A 19554-nucleotide genomic window follows, 5' to 3' on the forward strand; every position below is an offset into this window, starting at 1 on the left:
TCGACTGGCGTCTGCTTCTGTTTATGAAGGTTCTATCGCTGCATTACAGGTTCCAAATCCGGTGCAAAATCACCGCCGCTTCCGCGCGGGTGAGCGAGTCATGCGGAGCGATCTTGCCGTTCTTGCCGTTTACGATTCCGGACTTCACTAAGGCCGCAACGCTGTCCATGGCATAGCCAGAGATGCTTGCTGCATCCAGATACCCGTCCAAGCTTCCGCTGCCCTCGGCTTTCTTGCCGGCTGCAGACAATGCCCGTGCTGCCATCGACATCATATCTTGCCGGGAAATGGGGCTGTTTGGTCTGAAGGTCTGGTCCTTGAATCCATTCACGAGGCCAAGGGAAAGCGCAGTGTCTATGGCGTCTCTGTAATAAGCGCTTGGCTCGATATCGTTAAAGGCAGCCGCAGGGTTTCCGCTGCTCTGCAATTCCAGAGCCCGAACCAACAGCGCTGCAAAGTCAACTCTCGTGATAAAGGTCTCCGGGGAGAAGCTGCTCGCAGTTGTACCCTTGATGACATCGCGTGCCGCCATGTGCATAATGGCATCCTTCGCCCAAGGGACGCTTGCCAGATCTCCGAACGCGTGGGACACATAGGCTACCGCGAAGGTGCTAAAATGGGTTGTATGGAAAATAGCCCTGCCAGATCCCGCATCATATCGGCTATTTGGAATAGGATGAACCTTGCCATTGCCATCGATATACCACACCACGATGTGATCGGAATGAATCCGTTCCGTCACAGCCGGCGCGTAAGGAATTTCTACTGTTACGGGTGCCTTGGGATTGTTCCAGTCGATGACATGGCCGCCTGCCAGCAGTTCCAGCTGGATCACCGGACGGGTGCCAACCCGTTCTCTGTCCGCTGCGCTCATTGGGGCTGTAGAGGCTGTGCCGATGCGAACGGACACGGGCTCAGCGAGATCCGCTGTACTCGAAAGCAAGTTGCTTGGAATATGAAGGACCGCGTGTTCGGTATTCAGCAATAGCTCAAAGGCTTCCTGACCCTTCAAGCTTTGGCTAGGCAGCTGTATGTCGTATGAATCGACATCGTTCTGTTGGGTCACCTCAACAATAATCTGTTTCTTGCCGTTGACCATTTGAGCAGCTTGCTCAAGTGCTTTCTTCAGGAGGTCACTGGAAATGACAGCCACTGCGCGTCCGTCTATGACCTTCACTTCCGCCTTGATGGTTACTACGCCATTTTCGCTCACAGAGATGCCGGATGGGCTGCCGGCACCATTGCTGCTATGACTGCTGCTGCCGCCACTGTTATTCTGACCACCGCTGCCGCCGTCCCCGCTGCCGGGGCCATTCCCGCCTGGACTTCCGGGTTTGCCGGTAAGGGTCAGCACGCCGAATATGGATGGATCCTGATAACCGTTGCCGGTTGTATCATTCCAGGCAGCTACACTTTGGCGAGCGCCGCTCTTGGCGTCGTTGATTTGCGAGTCGAAGCCGATTTTGACTCCGTTTGCCGGAGTGATCGATTTGAGCGGAATCTTCGCTTCCACGGTATAGTTGGTGCCTGATACCTGCGTTGCCGATACGAAGCCTTCGGCGATTTTCAGCGGGCTGAATGAAGTTTCGTTGTCGAAGTTGATTCGGTACTGCCCGTCGTCATCTTGGTAAAATGTCGTTTTTGCATTGTTTTGGTCCACGAAGATTTCGACGGAGTCCTGCTCCCAGACGTTGGTGCTGGATTTATCCAGCTGCGCGTCGCTAACCTGAATCAGTACGTACAGATTGTGTTCATCCCAGAGCGCCTTTGCCACGCCGGTCGCACCTTGCCAAGCCATCTGATACCGATTGATCGGCATGGCGGGAGCCTGATTCCACAGGGCATCGATGGTCCCGTCGATGGTAGGTGTACCATACGCCGCACTGGATTGGTTGACATTCTCGGAGCCGGGCTGATGCTCTTCGATAAAGGTGTCAGGATCAATGACGCCGTAGTAGGCAGGCTTGGCCTTAAGGTTCTTATCAAATAACAATGGATTGGATGAAGCCCGCCAGCTTGTGCTGTCGTCCATCCCCCAGAAGGTCACGCGGCTGATGCTGTCCGCATGGTCCCGGAAGATCTTCATCAATTGGGCGTATAAATAGCCCTGTTTATTCGCAAGCGGCTCGGGAAGCTGGTAGTCGCTTCCTGCGGTGATGTCCAGCTCGCTGATGGTAACCTCTACACCCAGGGAGATAAACTTCTCCAGGGACCGCTTAACATTTTCCGGATTTGTGTTGATGTTGTAGTGCCCTTGCATGCCGACACCGTCAACCAGCAATTTGCCTGGGTGAGTTTCTGCATATTTGTCGTTCATGGATTTTACCATGTTGTAAATGGCAGTAGCTTTGTTCTGGTTATCTTCGTTGTAATCGTTGTAATGAAGCTTGATATCCCACTCGGGATGATCATCCAGCACTTCCCTAGCCGCAAGGAAGGCCTGCTCGACATAGTCCGGTCCAATGGCTTGATACCACGGGGATTGGCGGAGCGAAGCTTCCCAATCGGCCGGATTTGGCGGATTGTCGTTCATTGCTTCATTGACGACATCCCAAGAGATGACCTTGTCGCCAAAATGCTCCATGACGGTGCGGATATGCGTCCGCAAATTCTCAAGTGCTTCATCGCGGCTTAACGGCACAGAGTTTCCTTGTCCGTCCTGCGCCGTATTCATCCACGCCGGTGATTGCTAGGTGCCAGACAAGCACGTGTCCGTGCATCTGACATATTTTCTGCCAGGACTTTATCGACCATGGCGTCCGCTGAGCTAAACGTAAAATTGCCTCTTGTCGGCTGCATCGCATCCGGCTTCATCGCGTTGCCTGCCGTGGCGACATTGTGGTGCATGGATAACAGCTCAAGTCGCACACCTTCCAGATCCTCCGCCGTGATGGCATTGCCGATCAGGAATTCGTTCTGATACGCCTGCTTGATGGGAATCAAGTCCTTCTCGATTTCGACGGGGCCCGCGCTTGTTGCTGTAAAGCTGATGTCGTCGATATAAAAGGATGCAGACCCGTTATTCGAGCTTTCTACATAGATGGTTAAGTATTCGTCCCCCACACTGTTATAACGGTAAGTTCCTTCAAATTGAACCCATCCGTCGCTGGTACTGATCGTTTTGGGTGCCAGAGTTACATAATTCGCACTGCTTCCAGAGCCAACCTGGGTGGACAGCTGAAGCTGTGAGCTGGCGGGCTCAATCAATTTGACCCATGCTGATATTTTATATTCGCTGCCCTTATCTACGTATTTCTCTACTCGCAATGAAGGGCCATGCCATGAGGTTGTCCGGCCTTCGACTTTCAAAGCGTACGAGCCGCCCTCCGTATGGTTGGCTTCCTCTGTTACGGTCAGCGTTTCGGTGCCTGCCCTGCCTTCAAAGCCGCCTGTCGTTTGGTTTTCAAAGTCGATGGTGGTGAAAGGCAGGGCGGGGTCTCTCGGTAATTCCTCCTCACCGCCGCCGGGAGTCACTTTCTTGGTAATGCGTACATCTCCGAGGTAAAACGGAACGGCCTTCCCTTCATCGTTGGATTGAATCCGCAGGGCTGAATCCGTCCCGGTATTCACCGTAAATTCCTTGCTAAGCACGGCAGCGCTTCCGGCTGTAAAATCCTTGCCGTCCAGCCAGCCGTAGCTGTTTACCGTTTGCAAAAACGCTTGTGCGCCGCTTGGCACGATCACGTCTGCGTCCACGTAGACGGATGCGGTTACCGTATACGTCTCGCCATTCTTCAAGCCGATGTCGGCATATTTGAAGTCAACGGCATCCCAGTTGTTTGCTCTATTGCTCACATACAGAGCCCCGCCGTCATCATTCCCTTCAAACGCTTTGTCGGCAACGTGCGTTAAGCTGGCACTGCCAGATTGCACGGCTTTTCCAACTCCGGTCTCAAAGCTTTCATGATATACGGTCTCGATATTTGGTGATGCCTGTGCATCCGCGTTTACGTCCGAAGCATACCAGCCTGAAGGTATGAGCAAAGCTGCCGCGGTCATCATCGAGATGACTTGTTGGGTCCATTTATTCATTTACTGTCCTCCCTTTATCGTGATGAATGAATTAATTTAAGCGCTTACATAATGTGGTGAGAGACCTCCTTTCCTTTTCCCAATTTTATCATCCGGCAGGAGTGCGAGTCTTATTGTAAATTAAAGATGATCCTTTGCTTTTTAAATATCTTTTGCTGCCATTTCCCCGATCCGATTGCCACACAGACCGGATATGATATACAGTAGGACCAAGTACCTGCTCACGATTCGTGAGCTCTCCAAATAAGCTGAATATGGGAGATTGGAATGAATAACAGGCAAAAAGAGATTTTTCGCAATTTGTTAATGGAACCGAACCGGTTGTGGCTCGTGCAGGATCTGGCGGATCAGACCGAGTGCTCGGAGAAGACGATCCGAAACGATCTGAAGGTGATTGAAGAATATATAGTTACGCACTCCGGTGGTCATCTGGTGAAAAGGCCGGGACTTGGCATCTATCTGGAGATCAGCGAAGCGGATCAGGCTGAATTATTCCACCGCTTATATTCCAACGAGAGCACCACCGGCGATGAATCCGATGAGGAAAGGGTGCTGCACCTGGCATATCGGCTCTTGATGAGCGCGAAACCCGTAACGCTGCAGAATTTGGCTTCCCCATTTTACGTGAATAAGGCGATTATCCGCCGGGATATGGAAAAGATTCAGAACTGGCTGCGGAGCTTTGATCTGAGCTTGGTGACCAAGCAGCGCGTGGGCTTCATGATTGAAGGCTCGGAGAAGAACAAACGGACGGCACTGGCACGGTTGAACCAGTTGATCAACCGTCCCGAGTTAACGGGACAGATGATGCGCAACCAGTATGAACCGCACGAGATTGCAACCGTATACAATGAGTTGAAGGTTTTGCAACAGCAGCATCAGCTTCGCTTCACCGATGAAACCTTTGAAAGCCTGATGCTGCATATTCTGCTCATGGTCAAGCGGACCAAGCTGGGACAGCCGATCTCGCTTTCCGGGCAGGACATTGCCTTTTTGGAGAACAAAGCGGAGTTTGCATGGGCGATAGGCTTTTTGTAAGCAGCTGCAAAAGCTGTTCGCGGTCCCTTTTTCCAAGGAAGAAACGGCTTATCTTACCCTGCACCTGCTTGGCGGGAAGTTCCGATACAGTCAGGAGGATGGGGGCGTTGGACGGAGCGAGCTGGCGGATAGCCACCCCCTGTTGCCCCAATTGGTTGAGCAGCTGATTCAGCGAATGTCGGAACTGAATATGATCCCGTTTTCCAAGGACCAGGTATTATTGAACGGGTTGAAAGTGCATTTGTACACAACCATAAATCGTCTTGAATACGGTCTGGCTGTGTCCAATCCGATGCTGGCCGAGATCAAAAGGATGTATCCCTATATGTTCGATCGGGTCATTATCGCACTGGAAGAGGTAGGGGGAGCGCTCCATCTGCACTTTCCCGAAGAGGAAGCCGCCTATTTGACGCTGCACTTTCAGGCGTCCGTGGAACGGCTTCACCAGAATGAGAGTCACCCTCAGAAGGTGATTATTGTGTGTCACATGGGCGTTGGAATGTCACAATTGCTTCTAGCGAAGGTGGAACGGAGATTCCCATCCGTGCATGTGGAGACAACGATGTCCAGAGCGGAGGTTGAGGATTATCTGGCAGCTCATGAGGTGGATCTTGTTATTACGACCGTTGAGCTGCCCGAGTTAAAATCACCTCATATCCTCGTCTCCCCTCTGCTCGAGGCGAATGATGAACGGAAGCTGGAGCAGGCGATCCGCCGGCTTGATGAGCCGGACAGCCGAACGGCTGAGGAATCGGTTTTCTTGACATATACGACACCTTTTCTTGTCTTTCCTCAGCAGGAGGCAGAGCGTCCAGAACAGTTAATCGCCAAGTTTGCGCTCATGCTGGAGGACAAAGGGTATGTCGAGGCAGGGTATACGAAAAGCGTGCTGGATCGTGAACACATGTCGGCTACGACAATAGGGGGCGGCATTGCCATTCCACATGGCAGCTCGGAGTGGGTCAAACAGTCCTGCATCGCTGTTGTTACTCTGAAGCAGCCCATCACCTGGGGAACCGAGAAGGTAGAGCTTGTGTTCTTGCTTGCGATTAAGCATGATGAGCGGAAAGAAATGCGACAGCTGTTCAAAGAATTGTCGCGGATCAGTGAGCAGCCGGCATTGGTCAGTGTGTTGGCTAAGGAGACCGATGCGATTCGATTGCTGAATACGTTAAAAGGGTAACATGAATAGTAGTGTTTGTGATGATGAAGCAGGGCGTATACGTCCTGCTTTTTACATTTTTTTCAGGTCCCGGCCAAGTATTTGGAATAAGCGGCGTAGCATAGGCTCCACTTTGCGGGATATTTTATTGCGAAATAAACCTGTTTTTCCGGAAGTTCCGGTAAAAAGTTCGTCCGATAACAGCGTTTTCAGCGTGTACACTATAAATGTAAGCGGGAACATGACAGGAAAGAAGGGGAATGACGATCATGAAAATATTAGCGATTACCTCATGTCCTAACGGAATTGCACATACGTATATGGCCGCTGAGAATCTGCAGAAGGCAGGCGCGAAGCTGGGCGTTGATCTGAAGGTTGAGACTCAGGGCTCCATTGGCGTGGAGAACCAATTCACGGAGCAGGATATCCGTGAAGCCGATGGTATTATCATCGCAGCGGATAAAACGGTGGTGAAAGACCGGTTTGTGGGTAAAAAACTGCTTGTTGTTGGGGTGCAGGAGGGTATCCGTCGTCCGAAAGAGCTGATCCAACGGATGATGAGAGGGGATGTGCCCGTCTATCAGGCACAGTCCAAGTCTGTTGAAGATACAGGAGAGAACAAACCGAAACAAAATCCGATCTACCGTCACTTGATGAACGGTGTATCCTATATGGTACCGTTTATCGTGATCGGCGGGCTGCTCATTGCGATTGCACTGACGATGGGCGGTGTCAAGACGCCGGGGGGTCTGGTTATACCGGAAGGCTCGATCTGGAAAACGATTGAGAGTATCGGCGGGGCTGCGTTTACCTTCATGGTTCCGATCCTGGCCGGATTTATCGCAATGAGTATTGCGGACAGGCCGGGCCTTGCACCAGGTATGGTCGGCGGGTTCATAGCTGCGAACGGCAGCTTTTACGGAAGTGAAGCGGGAGCTGGATTCATCGGGGGGATCATTGCCGGTTTCCTGGCAGGTTATGTTGCACTTGCGATTAAAAAGATCAAGGTTCCCCGGTCGTTGCAGCCGATTATGCCCATTATCGTTATCCCGGTGCTGGCTTCACTGGTTGTAGGGTTAATCTTCGTGTTTGTGATTGGTGCTCCGGTTGCGGACCTGTTCGAAGCGTTGACTGCATGGCTCGCGGGAATGCAGGGCACAAGTTCGATTCTGTTAGCGCTTATTCTGGGCGCGATGATTTCTTTTGACATGGGTGGGCCCGTGAATAAGGTTGCGTTCCTGTTCGGCTCGGCTATGATCGGTGAAGGAAATTATGAGATTATGGGCCAAATTGCCGTTGCCATCTGTGTTCCTCCGATTGCGATGGGACTGGCAGCCATGATGAACAAAAGGAAATTTACGCCTTCGGAACGTGAAGCTGGGAAGGCAACCTTTACGATGGGACTGTTCGGTATTACCGAAGGAGCGATTCCATTCGCTGCGCAAGATCCGCTGCGCGTCATACCGAGTATCATGGTCGGTTCGATGACAGGTTCGGTGATTGCGATGTTTGGCAGTGTCGGTGACAGCGTAGCCCATGGCGGTCCGATTGTAGCCGTACTTGGTGCCGTTGATAATGTGTTGATGTTCTTCATCGCGGTCATGGTCGGCGCAGCCGTATCGGTGATGATGGTAAGCCTGCTCAAGAAAGATGTGGCAGCTGTGACGCCGGCAGCTGTTGGAGGAGGAGCGACTGGTAATCCTGCCGGATCAGGTGAGGGATTGGTAGCAGACGAAGACGCAGGTGCGGGTGTACCTCTGGCTCGGAACTCAGCCGAAGTGTCCTCAATCGAGAGTAATAAGGGGACAGTAACGGAACCACCTGTTATTCGAGTTGAGAAATTGACGGATATTGTAACACCGGAGCTTATAAATCTGAATCTGGTTGGAACGACACAGGATGCCGTTATTGACGAAATGATCGGGATCCTGGAGCGGAACGGGTCGGTACGCGCTGATGGAGATTTTAAACAGGCCATTTTAGCCCGGGAACAAGAAAGCTCCACCGGCATCGGCCTGAATATTGCGATCCCTCACGGTAAATCGGATGCTGTCCTGAAACCAAGCGTAGTCTTTGGTATCAAGCAGGATGGTGTGGATTGGAAGAGTCTGGACGGCAGTGAAGCCAAACTGATCTTTATGATTGCCGTGCCGCGGAATAGTAAACAGAATGCACATTTGAAAGTGCTGCAGATGCTGTCCCGCAAGCTGATGGATGATGATTTCCGAGAAGCGCTCTTGGCGGTGACAACGAAGGAGCAAGCCTATCAATTGCTCGATCAGGTGCATTAATTCAAGAAGCTCAGAGACTTTACCGAATGATTGGTTGGGCGTTTCGTTTCGGCGGCAGCCACGAAGCTAGACTTATAGCTGAAGGATAATGGATGAACCGCTGGAGTTACAATAAGCCAGTCCCGCAAGAAATGAGCGGGACTGGCTTTAATTTTGCATAGGCTGTGACCGGATGTTATCCGATGTATTCTATTCCACCAGAACGCCATCGATGAACGTCATGGTTTTATCTTTGAATACAAGAATAAACGTGTTCGAATAATCCGTATCGTTGTTCATCTCTGTACCCAGCATAATCTCATCGCCCACATCATCAAAAGGATTATGAAGCACGCCTTTAGGGGTGTAACGAGTTTCGTAGCCGATTACATTGTCATTCTCATCATAGATAAATTTGCTATTGCCCGAGAACACCAAGTCCTGGCCGTTCTTCTTCAGAGATAGGTGTACCTCCAGGCGACCATTCACTTTCTGATGAACGATATCTACATCCTGAGATGACACCGTAAAGCCGATGGCAAACAGCTTAATAATGGCAGCCACCAATATGAGCACCGCCAAGATAGAGAGAAGGAGTGTTTTTCTGTTTTTTTGCTTCACCTTTTTCAAAAAGTTGATGTTCTCAACCTCTTCTTTATCCATGACGGGCACGGAGAGATCCGTTGGTTTGGTCATTTCCTTGTAATACTGGAGGCATTCTTCGCACGTTTGCAGATGCTTTTCGATTTCTTCGTTACTGTGCGAAGAAGTTAGTTTCTCAATATAGGAGGGTAATAAGTCCCGAGCCATATCGCATTTCATGACATTCTTCCTTTCATCAATTTTTGTTTTCCTCTGTAGAAGGTAACTCTGGCCCACGTTTCGTCTCTGCCCAGAATTTCGCCGATTTCCCGAAAGCTGAATTCTCCGGTCATGCGCAGATACATGACTTCTTTTGTATGGGGATCCAGTAAATGAAGCTGTTTGAACAAGTCCATTTTCTCTTGAGCCAGAATGAACTGAGATTCTGTGGAATGGGAGGATTCGGATAAGGAACTGTCTTCCAACGGGTCAGCCTTCCTCTTGTTCTGCTTGTCCAGCTCCTGGTACCACACATGCTTAGCTATCTGACAAAGCCACACGTACACTTTGCAGGTTCCATCGTATCTATGTATGGATTTTATAGCTCTATAAAAAGTTTCTTGTGTGATTTCTTCGGCCAGCAAGTGATTGTGGCAAAAACTGAATACGAATTTATATACTTGGGTCGAATATTCCCTGTATAATTCATCGGTGTCTTGCATCTGTTCGCCTCCCCAAACTATATATCCGTAAATCATGAAAAACGTTACAACAGGTTTAGGAATATTTTTGTTTTACGCAAAAATATGATTACAAAGAGTAATTTCGTCGTAGTATTACTAACTATAATAGAAATAGAGCCCTCACCGCGGGAACGGTGAAGACTCTAAAGTTCAGGATCAAAGGCTGTGAAACCCACGGCGTGCGTTTGGGACATAATTTAATCATCTAACGACAAACCACCGTAAACAGGCTCCAACCTTAGACGGTGGTTTTTGCTTGTTTAGCTTCCGACGAATCCATCGATACAGCTTCCGCACACTGAGCACCCAGAAAGGAAGGAGTTTATGAATAAAATGGTCACCTTAAGAATACCGTTGTTTTTGTTTGCTCTTGGTGTTTCTTTATTCTTATCTAACTTTGTTAAAGAAAGTAGTGCCAGTAATCTTGTTTATTTGGTGATTCTTATATCATTAATTGTTATCTTTGAAAAAACAAAGTTAAGCGAGAAAAAGGTTCATATTCTGTATGGTGTTTTAATAGGAATATCTGGTTTAGCAATTGAATTTTTATCTGAACCAGGAGACTACCTGCAATTTCTTAGTAATGGGTTGTGATTTCCGCCATCGGAGATGGGATTCTTAATCGTTGTATTTTGTCGTACTTCCAATATGGAGGTTGTACGTTGTTAAAAGTTAAAAAACCAATTGAGCTTAATGCCAATGGCAAAAAAGAGGAAAATCCAGCCCCATAAAATCAATAAACGAAAAGGCCGGGGGATAAGCAAGTACTCAGAAAACAGCCTGGAGATGATCTTCAAGGGAGTGCCTCCTTTTATTGAAAGCAGATTATATTAAGGTACTAGATCCATTCGCAGTTATATTCTCAAAAAAAGCGTGCCAATCCAATCAAGATAAACGTTATACCTTCAAGTATACCAGCTTCACCATTCGATCGTAATTATTTTATTTGCAAGAAATAGGATAAGAATTTCCTTACAAGAGTTTTTTACATATTCATATACAGAATTTGTTACTATGATAGTGAATAGATGTCGATTATTTATTAGGAGGGAATCTATTGAGCACAGAGAGATTAGGAGTTCCTTTGGAAGGCTTTGCTGAATTCAGCCGAAAAGTCTCCGCCGAAGGTGCCGTACTGTTACAGAATGAAGGACAGGTGCTTCCTCTTCAAGCACACGATACCGTATCCGTTTTTGGCAGAACGCAGATTAACTATTACCGCAGCGGTACCGGTTCGGGAGGGAGTGTTCATGTTTCCCATACCACGAATCTGCTTGACGGACTTCGGGATAAGAAAAGCATTGCGATTAACGAGGAATTAGCAACTGCCTATGAACAGTGGATTGAGCAGAACCCCTTCGATAATGGCGGTGGTGGCTGGGCGGCTGAGCCGTGGCACCAGAAGGAAATGCCTCTAACGGATGAACTGGTATCCGCAGCAAGACATATATCCGACAAAGCGATTGTCGTAATCGGCCGCACCGCGGGAGAAGACCAGGATAATGCCGACGAGTCCGGCAGCTACCAGTTAACGGCAGAGGAACAAGCGATGCTGAAGCAGGTGACAGCATATTTTGATAAGACCGTTGTTGTGTTGAATGTATCCAACATTATTGATATGAGCTGGATGAATGATGAAGGTTACGCACACCCGATTTCCAGTGTCATTTACGCTTGGCACGGTGGCATGGAAGGTGGCAACGCGATTGCGGACGTATTGGTCGGTGAGGTGACCCCTAGCGGGAAGTTAACCGACACCATTGCTTATTCAATCGAGGATTATCCATCCACCCGTAACTATGGCAATGAACAGAAGAACCTGTATCAGGAAGACATTTATGTAGGGTACCGTTTTTTCGAAACGTTTCGACCCAGCCAAGTTCAGTATGAGTTCGGCTTCGGATTGTCCTATACCGAGTTCGAAGTTGCCCTTGAAGAAGCCAAGCGAACGGTCAAAGATAGTGAAGAATCCATTGAAGTCCGTGTAAACGTAAAAAATACAGGGTCCACCTATGCAGGTAAAGAGGTCGTGCAGGTTTATTACGAAGCGCCGCAAGGAATGCTGGGTCAGCCCGCCAAAGTGTTGGCAGCATTCGGTAAGACGCGGGAGCTTCAACCGGGTGCTTCGCAGCAGCTTAAGATCAGCTTCCCGGTTCATGCAATGGCTTCTTATGATGATGCCGGTGTGACGGGGCAGCCTTCCGCGTATGTGTTAGAAGCCGGGATCTATAGCTTGTACGTGGGAACCAGCGTGAGAAGCGTGGAGCCCATCGGTATGGAGGGTCACAGCGGCTACGTGGTGGATACGCTTCAAGTGGTGGAGCAGCTTCAGGAAGCCATGGCGCCAACGGAAAGCTTCACAAGAATGAAGCCGGGTGCCCGCAAGGTATGACGGCTCCTATGAACTGATCTTCGAGGAAGTTCCGCAGCGCAAGGTATCCATGGCGGACCGGATCCAGCATAATCTGCCCGCTGCCTTGGAGCAAACCGAAAATAAAGGCTATAAACTGAGAGATGTTTATGAGGGCAAAGCCAGCATGGAGGACTTTGTCGCTCAGCTTAGCGACCAGGATCTCGCGGTGATTGTCAGAGGGGAGGGCATGAGCAGCCCGCTGGTGACAGCGGGAACGGCCTCCGCATTCGGCGGGTTAAGTGACAGCTTGCTCGACTACGGAATTCCGGTGGCTTGTACGGCGGATGGCCCGTCCGGGATTCGGATGGACAGCGGACAGCAGGCCACACAGGTTGCGATTGGCACCCTGCTCGCAGCGACCTGGAATACGGAACTGGTCGAAGAGCTGTATGTTATGGAAGGCCGTGAACTGCTCAGTTACAACATTGATGCGCTGCTTGGACCGGGACTGAACATTCGGCGGAGTCCGCTGAATGGACGAAACTTCGAATATTTCTCGGAAGATCCGCTGATCTCCGGGGCATTTGCTGCGGCGTGCACGCGCGGGATTATGAAGGGCGGCTCCAACGCTACCCTGAAACATTTTGCCTGCAATAATCAGGAAAAACATCGGAGTAAGGTGGATGCGATTGTGTCCGAACGAGCCCTTCGCGAGATTTATTTGAAAGGCTTCGAAATTGCGGTGAAGCAGGGCGGGGCGAATTGCATCATGACCTCCTATAACCCGATTAACGGGCACTGGGCAGCATCCAACTATGATCTGAATACTACGATCCTGCGCGGGGAGTGGGGTTTTCAAGGCATCGTGATGACCGACTGGTGGGCCATTATGAATGATGTGGTAAACGGGGGTCCAGCTGATCGAAAAAATACGAACTGGATGATCCGGGCGCAAAATGATCTGTACATGGTGGTCATGAACTATGGCGCGGAAATCAATGCGTGGGAAGACAATACGCTGGAATCCCTCGAAAATGGGACGCTTACCCGTGGGGAGCTGCAGCGCAGCGCGATGAACATATGCGAATTTCTGATGCACGCTCCGGTATTCTCCAGGAAACAGGTGAAGGAGGAGGCCGTTGGTGCTTTTAAATCCAATCGTTCCCTCTCGCCGGAACAGGCTCAGACCTTATCCGGGAATATGCAGGTGAAGCCTGCCGCAGGCGGATCGACTTATGTGAACGTGGAGGAGCCTGGCGAATACCGCATCATTGTACGCATCATGTCGCCGGAATCCGAGCTGGCGCAAAGCGCGTGCAACGTGACGCTGAATGATCAGCCGGTGACAACGATTCAAACGAACGGCACGGACGGCAGATGGATCAAACAGAAGCTCGTCAAAGTCCGGTTGGAGGCCGGTAATTATGAGATGAAGCTGGATTTTGTCAAACCTGGCCTACAGATCGATTGGATTGAATTTAAACGGGTTTAGACAGCATCGTTGGTAAAACGCTGCATGATCTGTATGCCATTGTCTTTGTGAAATATTAGAAGTCCGCTCGAGGAGCGGGCTTCTTCTTCATCTTTAAAACGATGTTTACCTTATTTATTTACGTTAATTGTGCAGATGTTATTGGAAATGATTTATCATTTGCTATTTCCTGACCCTTGGGGTATAATAAGTTTATTGGGATTTTGACCTGGGATTCACATATTGCAGAGGGTTATTATTTTGATTATTAACCTTGTTCAATATGTGAATTTTTTGTTTTTTAACCAAAATGAGAAAATCATATAAATTTAGGAGGTGTTTCTATGCAAACAGGAACAGTGAAATGGTTTAACGCAGAAAAAGGATTTGGCTTCATCGAGGTTGAAGGTGGAGAAGACGTATTCGTACACTTTAGTGCGATCACAGGTGACGGTTTCAAGTCACTGGACGAAGGACAACGCGTTGAATTTAACGTAGTCCAAGGTAACCGCGGACAGCAAGCCGAGAACGTTGTAAAACTGTAGATTTCTGAAAGGATCCCCAAACGTATCGTTTGGGGATTTTTTTATAAAAGGCAAGCTTTGTAAAAGGGCAATGAGGGCGTTAAAAATGTAGCTAAGGGGGAAATTCAATGTCTTACTCTTGGAATAGACCACTGGAAAATTTGCCAGAAGAGTTGACCGCCATTTGGTCCTGTACGAAGGAAGGGTGCAACGGTTGGATTCGAGACAGCTTCTCGTTCAAGGAAGTTCCCGTTTGTTCACAGTGCGCGTCGTCCATGGTCAGCAGCAATAAGATTTTGCCGATACTCGTTTCGTCCGATCAGCAAATCAAACTTTACCGCAAGAATCAGCGCAAGGATACTAAATCGTAAGAGGCAGGCTCCTGCAATTCCGATAGAAGATGGTTTGTTCGTTTCATTAGTTAAGTATAAGAAAGGTTGAGAATCTCATGCAGGTATTCGAGGATTGGAATCTAAAGGTGAAGAAAACGTTTAATGCGACAAGCAACGAAGTGGTATTAACCGTTTCTGAAGCAGGTAATTTGTTAGGTCTGTCTAAGGATCAAATGAAAAGCTATGTCGATCAGAATAAGCTAACCAAAGTTCCGATCATGCGAAGCGTGCATCGATACCTTTTGTTGAAGAGTGAAATCGATCAGATTATGAAGAAACGATAAGCCGATATGGAAGGGCATCCTCAGGGATGTCCTTTTCTTTAATTTCACGCTGCTTAATGAGAACGAATTCAAATGAATCCAGAGTGAATAAGTTCGAAGGTCAAAAAAGGTCAAACGAAAAGATCATACTAAATTACCCACGTAAATTGGCTGAAAACGCGTTATTTTGGTCTGTTTTCCTTCTAAATCGGTTTTGGCATCTACGTTCTCCCGGCATATAATAAAGGCGTAAGGTCAAACAAGGTCAAAGAAAGGGGAAATAGATGATGTTTGAATTGATTCCTTTTGGGAAGCGCAGAGAAGATGCCTTCGGTCAGCTGGTGAAGTCGTTTCATGATGCCTTTAATGATGACGTGTTTGCGCCGTTTAAGGGCTCGATGATGTCCTTCAAGACGGACATTAAAGAGAGTGAGCAGGCTTATCTGGTTGAGGCGGAGCTGCCCGGTTTCCAAAAAGAAGACATCGAAATCAGCTACGCTGACCCTTACTTAACGATCAAAGCCGTTCGCAAGGAAGATCACAGCGTAGAGGATACGGACCAGCACATCGTCCGGAAGGAACGCCGTTATGGCGAATATGTCCGCAGATTTTACGTTCAGCAGATTGCGGAGGACCAAATCTCGGCATCGCTGAAGGATGGGGTGCTTAAGCTTGAAATACCGAAGCAGCCTAACTCCGGTAAGAAACGCATCCAGATTCGGGATGATATCTAATCCTATACGAACCCTCCGATCCTTAGGGTCGGGGGGTTATTTTCTGTAATTAATAGTTATAAATTTACATATATTCCATCGAATTTCGGCAAATGAAACCTTTCGTCGGTACATAGGGTATTATAGGATAAATGTAAACTTTTCGAGGGGGAAACTCATGATGGGAATCTTATCGAGGTTTAAGGATGTTATGATGGTCAACGTGAATTCATTGTTGGAACGGACCGAAGATCCGGAGAAAACAGTGGACAGTTATATGCGGAGCTTGAGCAGTGATCTGGGCAAGGTGAAAGCGGAGACGGCCTCCGTGCTATCGGATGAGCGCAGGGCAAAGCGGGCGCTTGATGAGTGCAGCGCCGAGATCAAGAAGCTGCAGCGATATGCGGAGAAGGCTGTGGAAGCGGGGAACGAGGACGATGCCTTGAAGTTCCTGCAGAGAAAAGCGGTGCAGGCTGAGAAGCTGGACGATTTGCAGGCTGCATATGATGCCGCTTCCTCAAACGCCGCGAATATGAAGCGAATGCAGGATAAACTTGTATCGGATATGAGCCAGCTGGAAGCACGCCATGCCGAGCTGAAAGGGAAAATGACCGCTGCCAAGGCTCAGCAGGAATTAAATTCCCGCTCTTCCTCGGGTGGCGCGAATTCAGCCTTTCATTCGATGGAAGAGAAAGCGAACCGCGCGCTGGATGAAGCGATCGCCCTGGCTGAGCTTCGTGCGGGTGCTAAGGAAGATGATCTGGATGATCTGATCGCCGAATTGGCGAAGAACATGGAGAAGGGCGTAGCCGGTTCAACCAAGGCTCCCCATGCCGAGGATGAACTGGAAGCCATGAAGGAAAAGCTGAATAAGAAGGACTAACCATTTCTTTGTTATTGAGGTGAGCAGATGCCGGTTATTGAATACAAATGCCCCAATTGCGGCAGTGGCATGGTTTTTGACGGTAATACAGGGAGGTTATCCTGCCCAAGCTGCGGTAGAAAAGACAATATCGAGCAAATCCCGGATCCCCTGAAGAAGCAGGTTTTTATCGAGGACGAGGTGAAGGAGTATCATTGCAACAGCTGCGGGGCTGTCATCGTGACCGAACCGGAGACAAGTGCAACGACCTGCAGCTTCTGCGGTTCGGCCGTTGTGCTCAGCGATCGATTGAGCGGTAATTTGGCTCCGGTGATGGTGATCCCTTTTTCGATTACGAAGGAAGAGGCCGTGAAGGCTTTCAAGAAATGGTGCAGAAACGGCCTGCTGACGCCAGGTGGGTTTATGACCGCGGATCGCATCAAGGGCATTACGGGAATGTATGTGCCCTTCTGGCTGTATGAACTGCATAACCGGGTCGAGGTTCATGCCCGCGGCACGAAGGTGAGAACCTACACGAGAGGCGATTATCAGTACACGGAAACGCAGCATTTTGATATCTATCGGAAAATTCGCCTGAACTATGTGAAGGTGCCAATTGACGCTTCGGAGAAGATGAACGATGAGTTGATGGATAAGCTGGAGCCATTTCCCTATCAGCAGCTGAAGGAGTTCAAGACGCCGTATCTTGCCGGTTACATAGCGGAGAAATACAGTCAGAACGACGAGCAGCTCTATCCACGCGCCAAAGAAAAAATCAGCTCCTACATTGATTCCTATATTTCGACAGCGGTGTCAGGTTATACAACCGTGAGTTACACCAACAAACAGATCGATACAACTTTAAAACAAGCCGATTATGTGCTGCTTCCGGTATGGATGGTTCACTATGACTACAATAAATCCGAGCATACCTTTGCGATGAATGGTCAGACGGGTAAGGTCGTCGGCAAACCGCCGATCAGCAAAGCCAAGGTGGCTGCATGGTTTGCAGGCATTTCTGGCGTCTCCTTGCTATCATTGAAGCTAATCTCCTGGGCGATGGGGGGAGGGTTCCTGTGAGAAGACGATATACGTTATGGGCGGTCTTATTCTTACTGGCTGTATATTGGATGGTTCCCGCCGGTGCGGTGGCAGCAGAGGATATGAAACCGTTGATCTTCGATGAAGCGAATCTGCTCAGTCCGGAAGAACGCAATGAGCTGAATGCAATGGCGAATGAGTACGGCGCAAAGCGCGAGACGGACTTTATGATCCTTACGGTTAACAGCGTTCCCAATGACGATTATGAGTTATGGACGGAAAATTTTTACGATGAGTATGCACCCGGGTATGACAAGCCGCACGGCAATACCGTCATTTTGACCATGGTCATGAGTGCTCGTGATGGTACTCGGAACGTGCATTTGGAAGGTTATTATAAGGCTGAGAAGTATCTGGACACCGGCAGGCTTACGAAAATACGCAGCAAGATTACACCCGATTTATCGAATGGAAATTATAAACAGGCTTTTGAAAAATACATCAAAACCGCTCATCGCTATATGGGCTTTGAGCCTGGTGTGAACCCGGATAATGTCCTGTTTAACATTTGGTTCCAACTTGGCAGTGCCGCTGCCATCGGCGCAATTGCCGTAGGCATCATGGCTTACCGCTCCGGCGGCCGCGTGACGGTCAACCGTCGAACCTATGAGGATGCCAGCACATCGGGAATCATGGATCATCAGGACCGATACATTCGAACAACAACAACGAAGCGGAAGATTGAGCGCAACACGGGCGGAGGTTCGGGTGGCGGAGGAGGCGGAGGCGTCACCAGGGGTGGGCATTCGCACAGCAGCAGCAGCGGGAAATTTTAATGGAAGGGATGGATTGTATAGATGGGATTTTTCAAGAACCAATTCTCCAATGTTGTGGAATGGGAAGAGTTTAGAGATGACATGATTTTCTGGAAATGGAGCAACCGGGAGATCAAAAAAGGAAGCAAGCTGGTCATTCGCTCCGGGCAAGACGCAATATTCGTAAATAACGGCAAGATCGAAGGGATCTTCGAGGATGAAGGGGTATACAGCATTGACTCGGATATCATTCCGTTCCTGTCCACGTTAAAAGGGTTTAAATTCGGCTTTAACAGCGGCATGCGCGTGGAGGTGTTATTCGTTAACACCAAGGAATTCACCGTCAGGTGGGGGACGCAGAATCCGGTTCTGATCCCGACTCCCCAGCTGCCCGGGGGTATGCCAATTCGTGCCAACGGCACGTTCAATTTCAAAGTGACCGATTATGTTACACTGATCGACAAAATTGCCGGCATGAAAGAGAGTTACCTTGTAGAGGATGTGAAGATCCGGATTACGTCGGTGCTCGATCAACTGCTGATGAAGTGGATCAGTCGAGAAGGCAAGGATATGTTCAATCTGCAGGCGAATGCCGCGGATATTGCACAAGGGATTCGTGAAGATCTGGATATGCAGGTGATGGACAACGGGATGACAATCACCGGCTTCCAGGTGATGAGTTTCAATTATCCGAAGGAAATTCAGGATATGATTACGAAGACGGCTTCCCATGAAATGATTGGCAATCTGCAAAAGTACCAGCAGGTCAGCATGACCGACGGTATCGCATCCGGCAAGGTGCAGGGCGGCGGCGCTGCTTCGGATATGGCGGGTATGATGATGGGCATGAACATGGCCAATGAGATGATGAAAAATATGAACCAAAACCAGAGCCAGAGCCAAAATCAAAACCAGCAGCCACCAGCTGAGAAGGAGAAATCTGCGTCAACTGCGGCTTCATCTTCCTCCGAAGGCAATAAGAAGCCTAACTTCTGCCCGAACTGCGGCGCGAAGAACGAAGGAGCGAATTTCTGTCCGAATTGTGGACATAAGCTGGGCTGAGTTCCGCTCTAAATTGAAATAGCCGCACAACATATGGTTACGCTGAGCAGTTTCAGACTCGTTACTTCACGATATTAGTGTTGGCTGGAGCCAGCGAATTATCGATTACTTCATGAAAACAGCCCCCCGCTCAAAGGAGCGGGGGGCTGTTCGTTTTACTGTAATTAGGTGTTTGTTCTACAAATCAATTGCTGTTTCTTCTATATGAGCATTTTGCATAATTCGAAAATT

General features: G+C 49.1%; 12 protein-coding genes and 3 pseudogenes. 12 read left to right on the forward strand and 3 right to left on the reverse strand.

Annotated elements, in window-relative coordinates:
• Nucleotides 1-43: 43 nt before the first annotated feature.
• Nucleotides 44-4032: pseudogene (locus PVOR_RS03440) on the reverse strand (endo-1,4-beta-xylanase).
• Nucleotides 4033-4299: 267 nt separating this feature from the next.
• Here PVOR_RS03440 and PVOR_RS03445 point away from each other — a divergent pair.
• Both PVOR_RS03445 and PVOR_RS03450 read left to right on the forward strand, forming a co-directional pair.
• Nucleotides 4300-6253 (forward strand): annotated as a pseudogene (locus PVOR_RS03445) (BglG family transcription antiterminator).
• A gap of 248 nt (nt 6254-6501) precedes the next feature.
• Complete coding sequence (locus tag PVOR_RS03450; protein WP_006207687.1) at nt 6502-8523, forward strand: fructose-specific PTS transporter subunit EIIC; 2022 nt, start codon at nt 6502-6504, stop codon at nt 8521-8523.
• Between the two features lie 189 nt (nt 8524-8712).
• Here PVOR_RS03450 and PVOR_RS03455 read toward each other — a convergent pair whose 3' ends face one another.
• The gene (locus tag PVOR_RS03455) at nt 8713-9324 is read right to left on the reverse strand and encodes a zf-HC2 domain-containing protein (RefSeq protein ID WP_006207688.1); all 612 of its coding nucleotides are present in this window, start codon (nt 9322-9324) and stop codon (nt 8713-8715) included.
• Nucleotides 9321-9806: an RNA polymerase sigma factor gene (locus PVOR_RS03460; RefSeq protein WP_006207689.1), complete on the reverse strand. Its 486-nt coding sequence runs from the start codon at nt 9804-9806 to the stop codon at nt 9321-9323. Before PVOR_RS03460 ends, PVOR_RS03455 begins: the two co-directional genes overlap by 4 nt.
• A gap of 345 nt (nt 9807-10151) precedes the next feature.
• Between PVOR_RS03460 and PVOR_RS03465 the strand changes: the two genes are divergently transcribed.
• The 10 genes and pseudogenes from PVOR_RS03465 to PVOR_RS03510 all read left to right on the forward strand — a co-directional run bounded on the left by PVOR_RS03465 (nt 10152) and on the right by PVOR_RS03510 (nt 19323).
• Entirely contained in the window at nt 10152-10421 is a 270-nt protein-coding gene (locus PVOR_RS03465; RefSeq protein WP_040680145.1) for a hypothetical protein, read from the forward strand.
• Nucleotides 10422-10884: 463 nt separating this feature from the next.
• Nucleotides 10885-13672 (forward strand): annotated as a pseudogene (locus PVOR_RS03470) (glycoside hydrolase family 3 C-terminal domain-containing protein).
• 323 nt (nt 13673-13995) lie between these two features.
• Entirely contained in the window at nt 13996-14196 is a 201-nt protein-coding gene (locus PVOR_RS03475; protein ID WP_006207692.1) for a cold-shock protein, read from the forward strand.
• A 107-nt stretch (nt 14197-14303) separates the two neighbouring features.
• Entirely contained in the window at nt 14304-14546 is a 243-nt protein-coding gene (locus PVOR_RS03480) for a cold-shock protein (protein WP_006207693.1), read from the forward strand.
• 77 nt (nt 14547-14623) lie between these two features.
• Nucleotides 14624-14851, forward strand: coding sequence for a helix-turn-helix domain-containing protein (locus PVOR_RS03485; RefSeq protein ID WP_006207694.1), 228 nt, complete (start codon nt 14624-14626; stop codon nt 14849-14851).
• A gap of 266 nt (nt 14852-15117) precedes the next feature.
• The gene (locus tag PVOR_RS03490; RefSeq protein ID WP_006207695.1) at nt 15118-15564 is read left to right on the forward strand and encodes an Hsp20/alpha crystallin family protein; all 447 of its coding nucleotides are present in this window, start codon (nt 15118-15120) and stop codon (nt 15562-15564) included.
• Nucleotides 15565-15724: 160 nt separating this feature from the next.
• Nucleotides 15725-16426, forward strand: coding sequence for a PspA/IM30 family protein (locus tag PVOR_RS03495; RefSeq protein WP_006207696.1), 702 nt, complete (start codon nt 15725-15727; stop codon nt 16424-16426).
• Between the two features lie 27 nt (nt 16427-16453).
• Complete coding sequence (locus PVOR_RS03500; RefSeq protein WP_006207697.1) at nt 16454-17485, forward strand: TFIIB-type zinc ribbon-containing protein; 1032 nt, start codon at nt 16454-16456, stop codon at nt 17483-17485.
• Nucleotides 17482-18282 (forward strand): TPM domain-containing protein, encoded by an 801-nt coding sequence (locus tag PVOR_RS03505; RefSeq protein ID WP_006207698.1) that lies wholly within the window; start codon nt 17482-17484, stop codon nt 18280-18282. Before PVOR_RS03500 ends, PVOR_RS03505 begins: the two co-directional genes overlap by 4 nt.
• A 21-nt stretch (nt 18283-18303) precedes the next feature.
• Nucleotides 18304-19323 (forward strand): SPFH domain-containing protein, encoded by a 1020-nt coding sequence (locus tag PVOR_RS03510; RefSeq protein WP_006207699.1) that lies wholly within the window; start codon nt 18304-18306, stop codon nt 19321-19323.
• Nucleotides 19324-19554: the final 231 nt, after the last annotated feature.

It is taken from the genome of Paenibacillus vortex V453 (genome assembly GCF_000193415.1).
GTDB lineage: Bacteria > Bacillota > Bacilli > Paenibacillales > Paenibacillaceae > Paenibacillus_AQ > Paenibacillus_AQ glucanolyticus.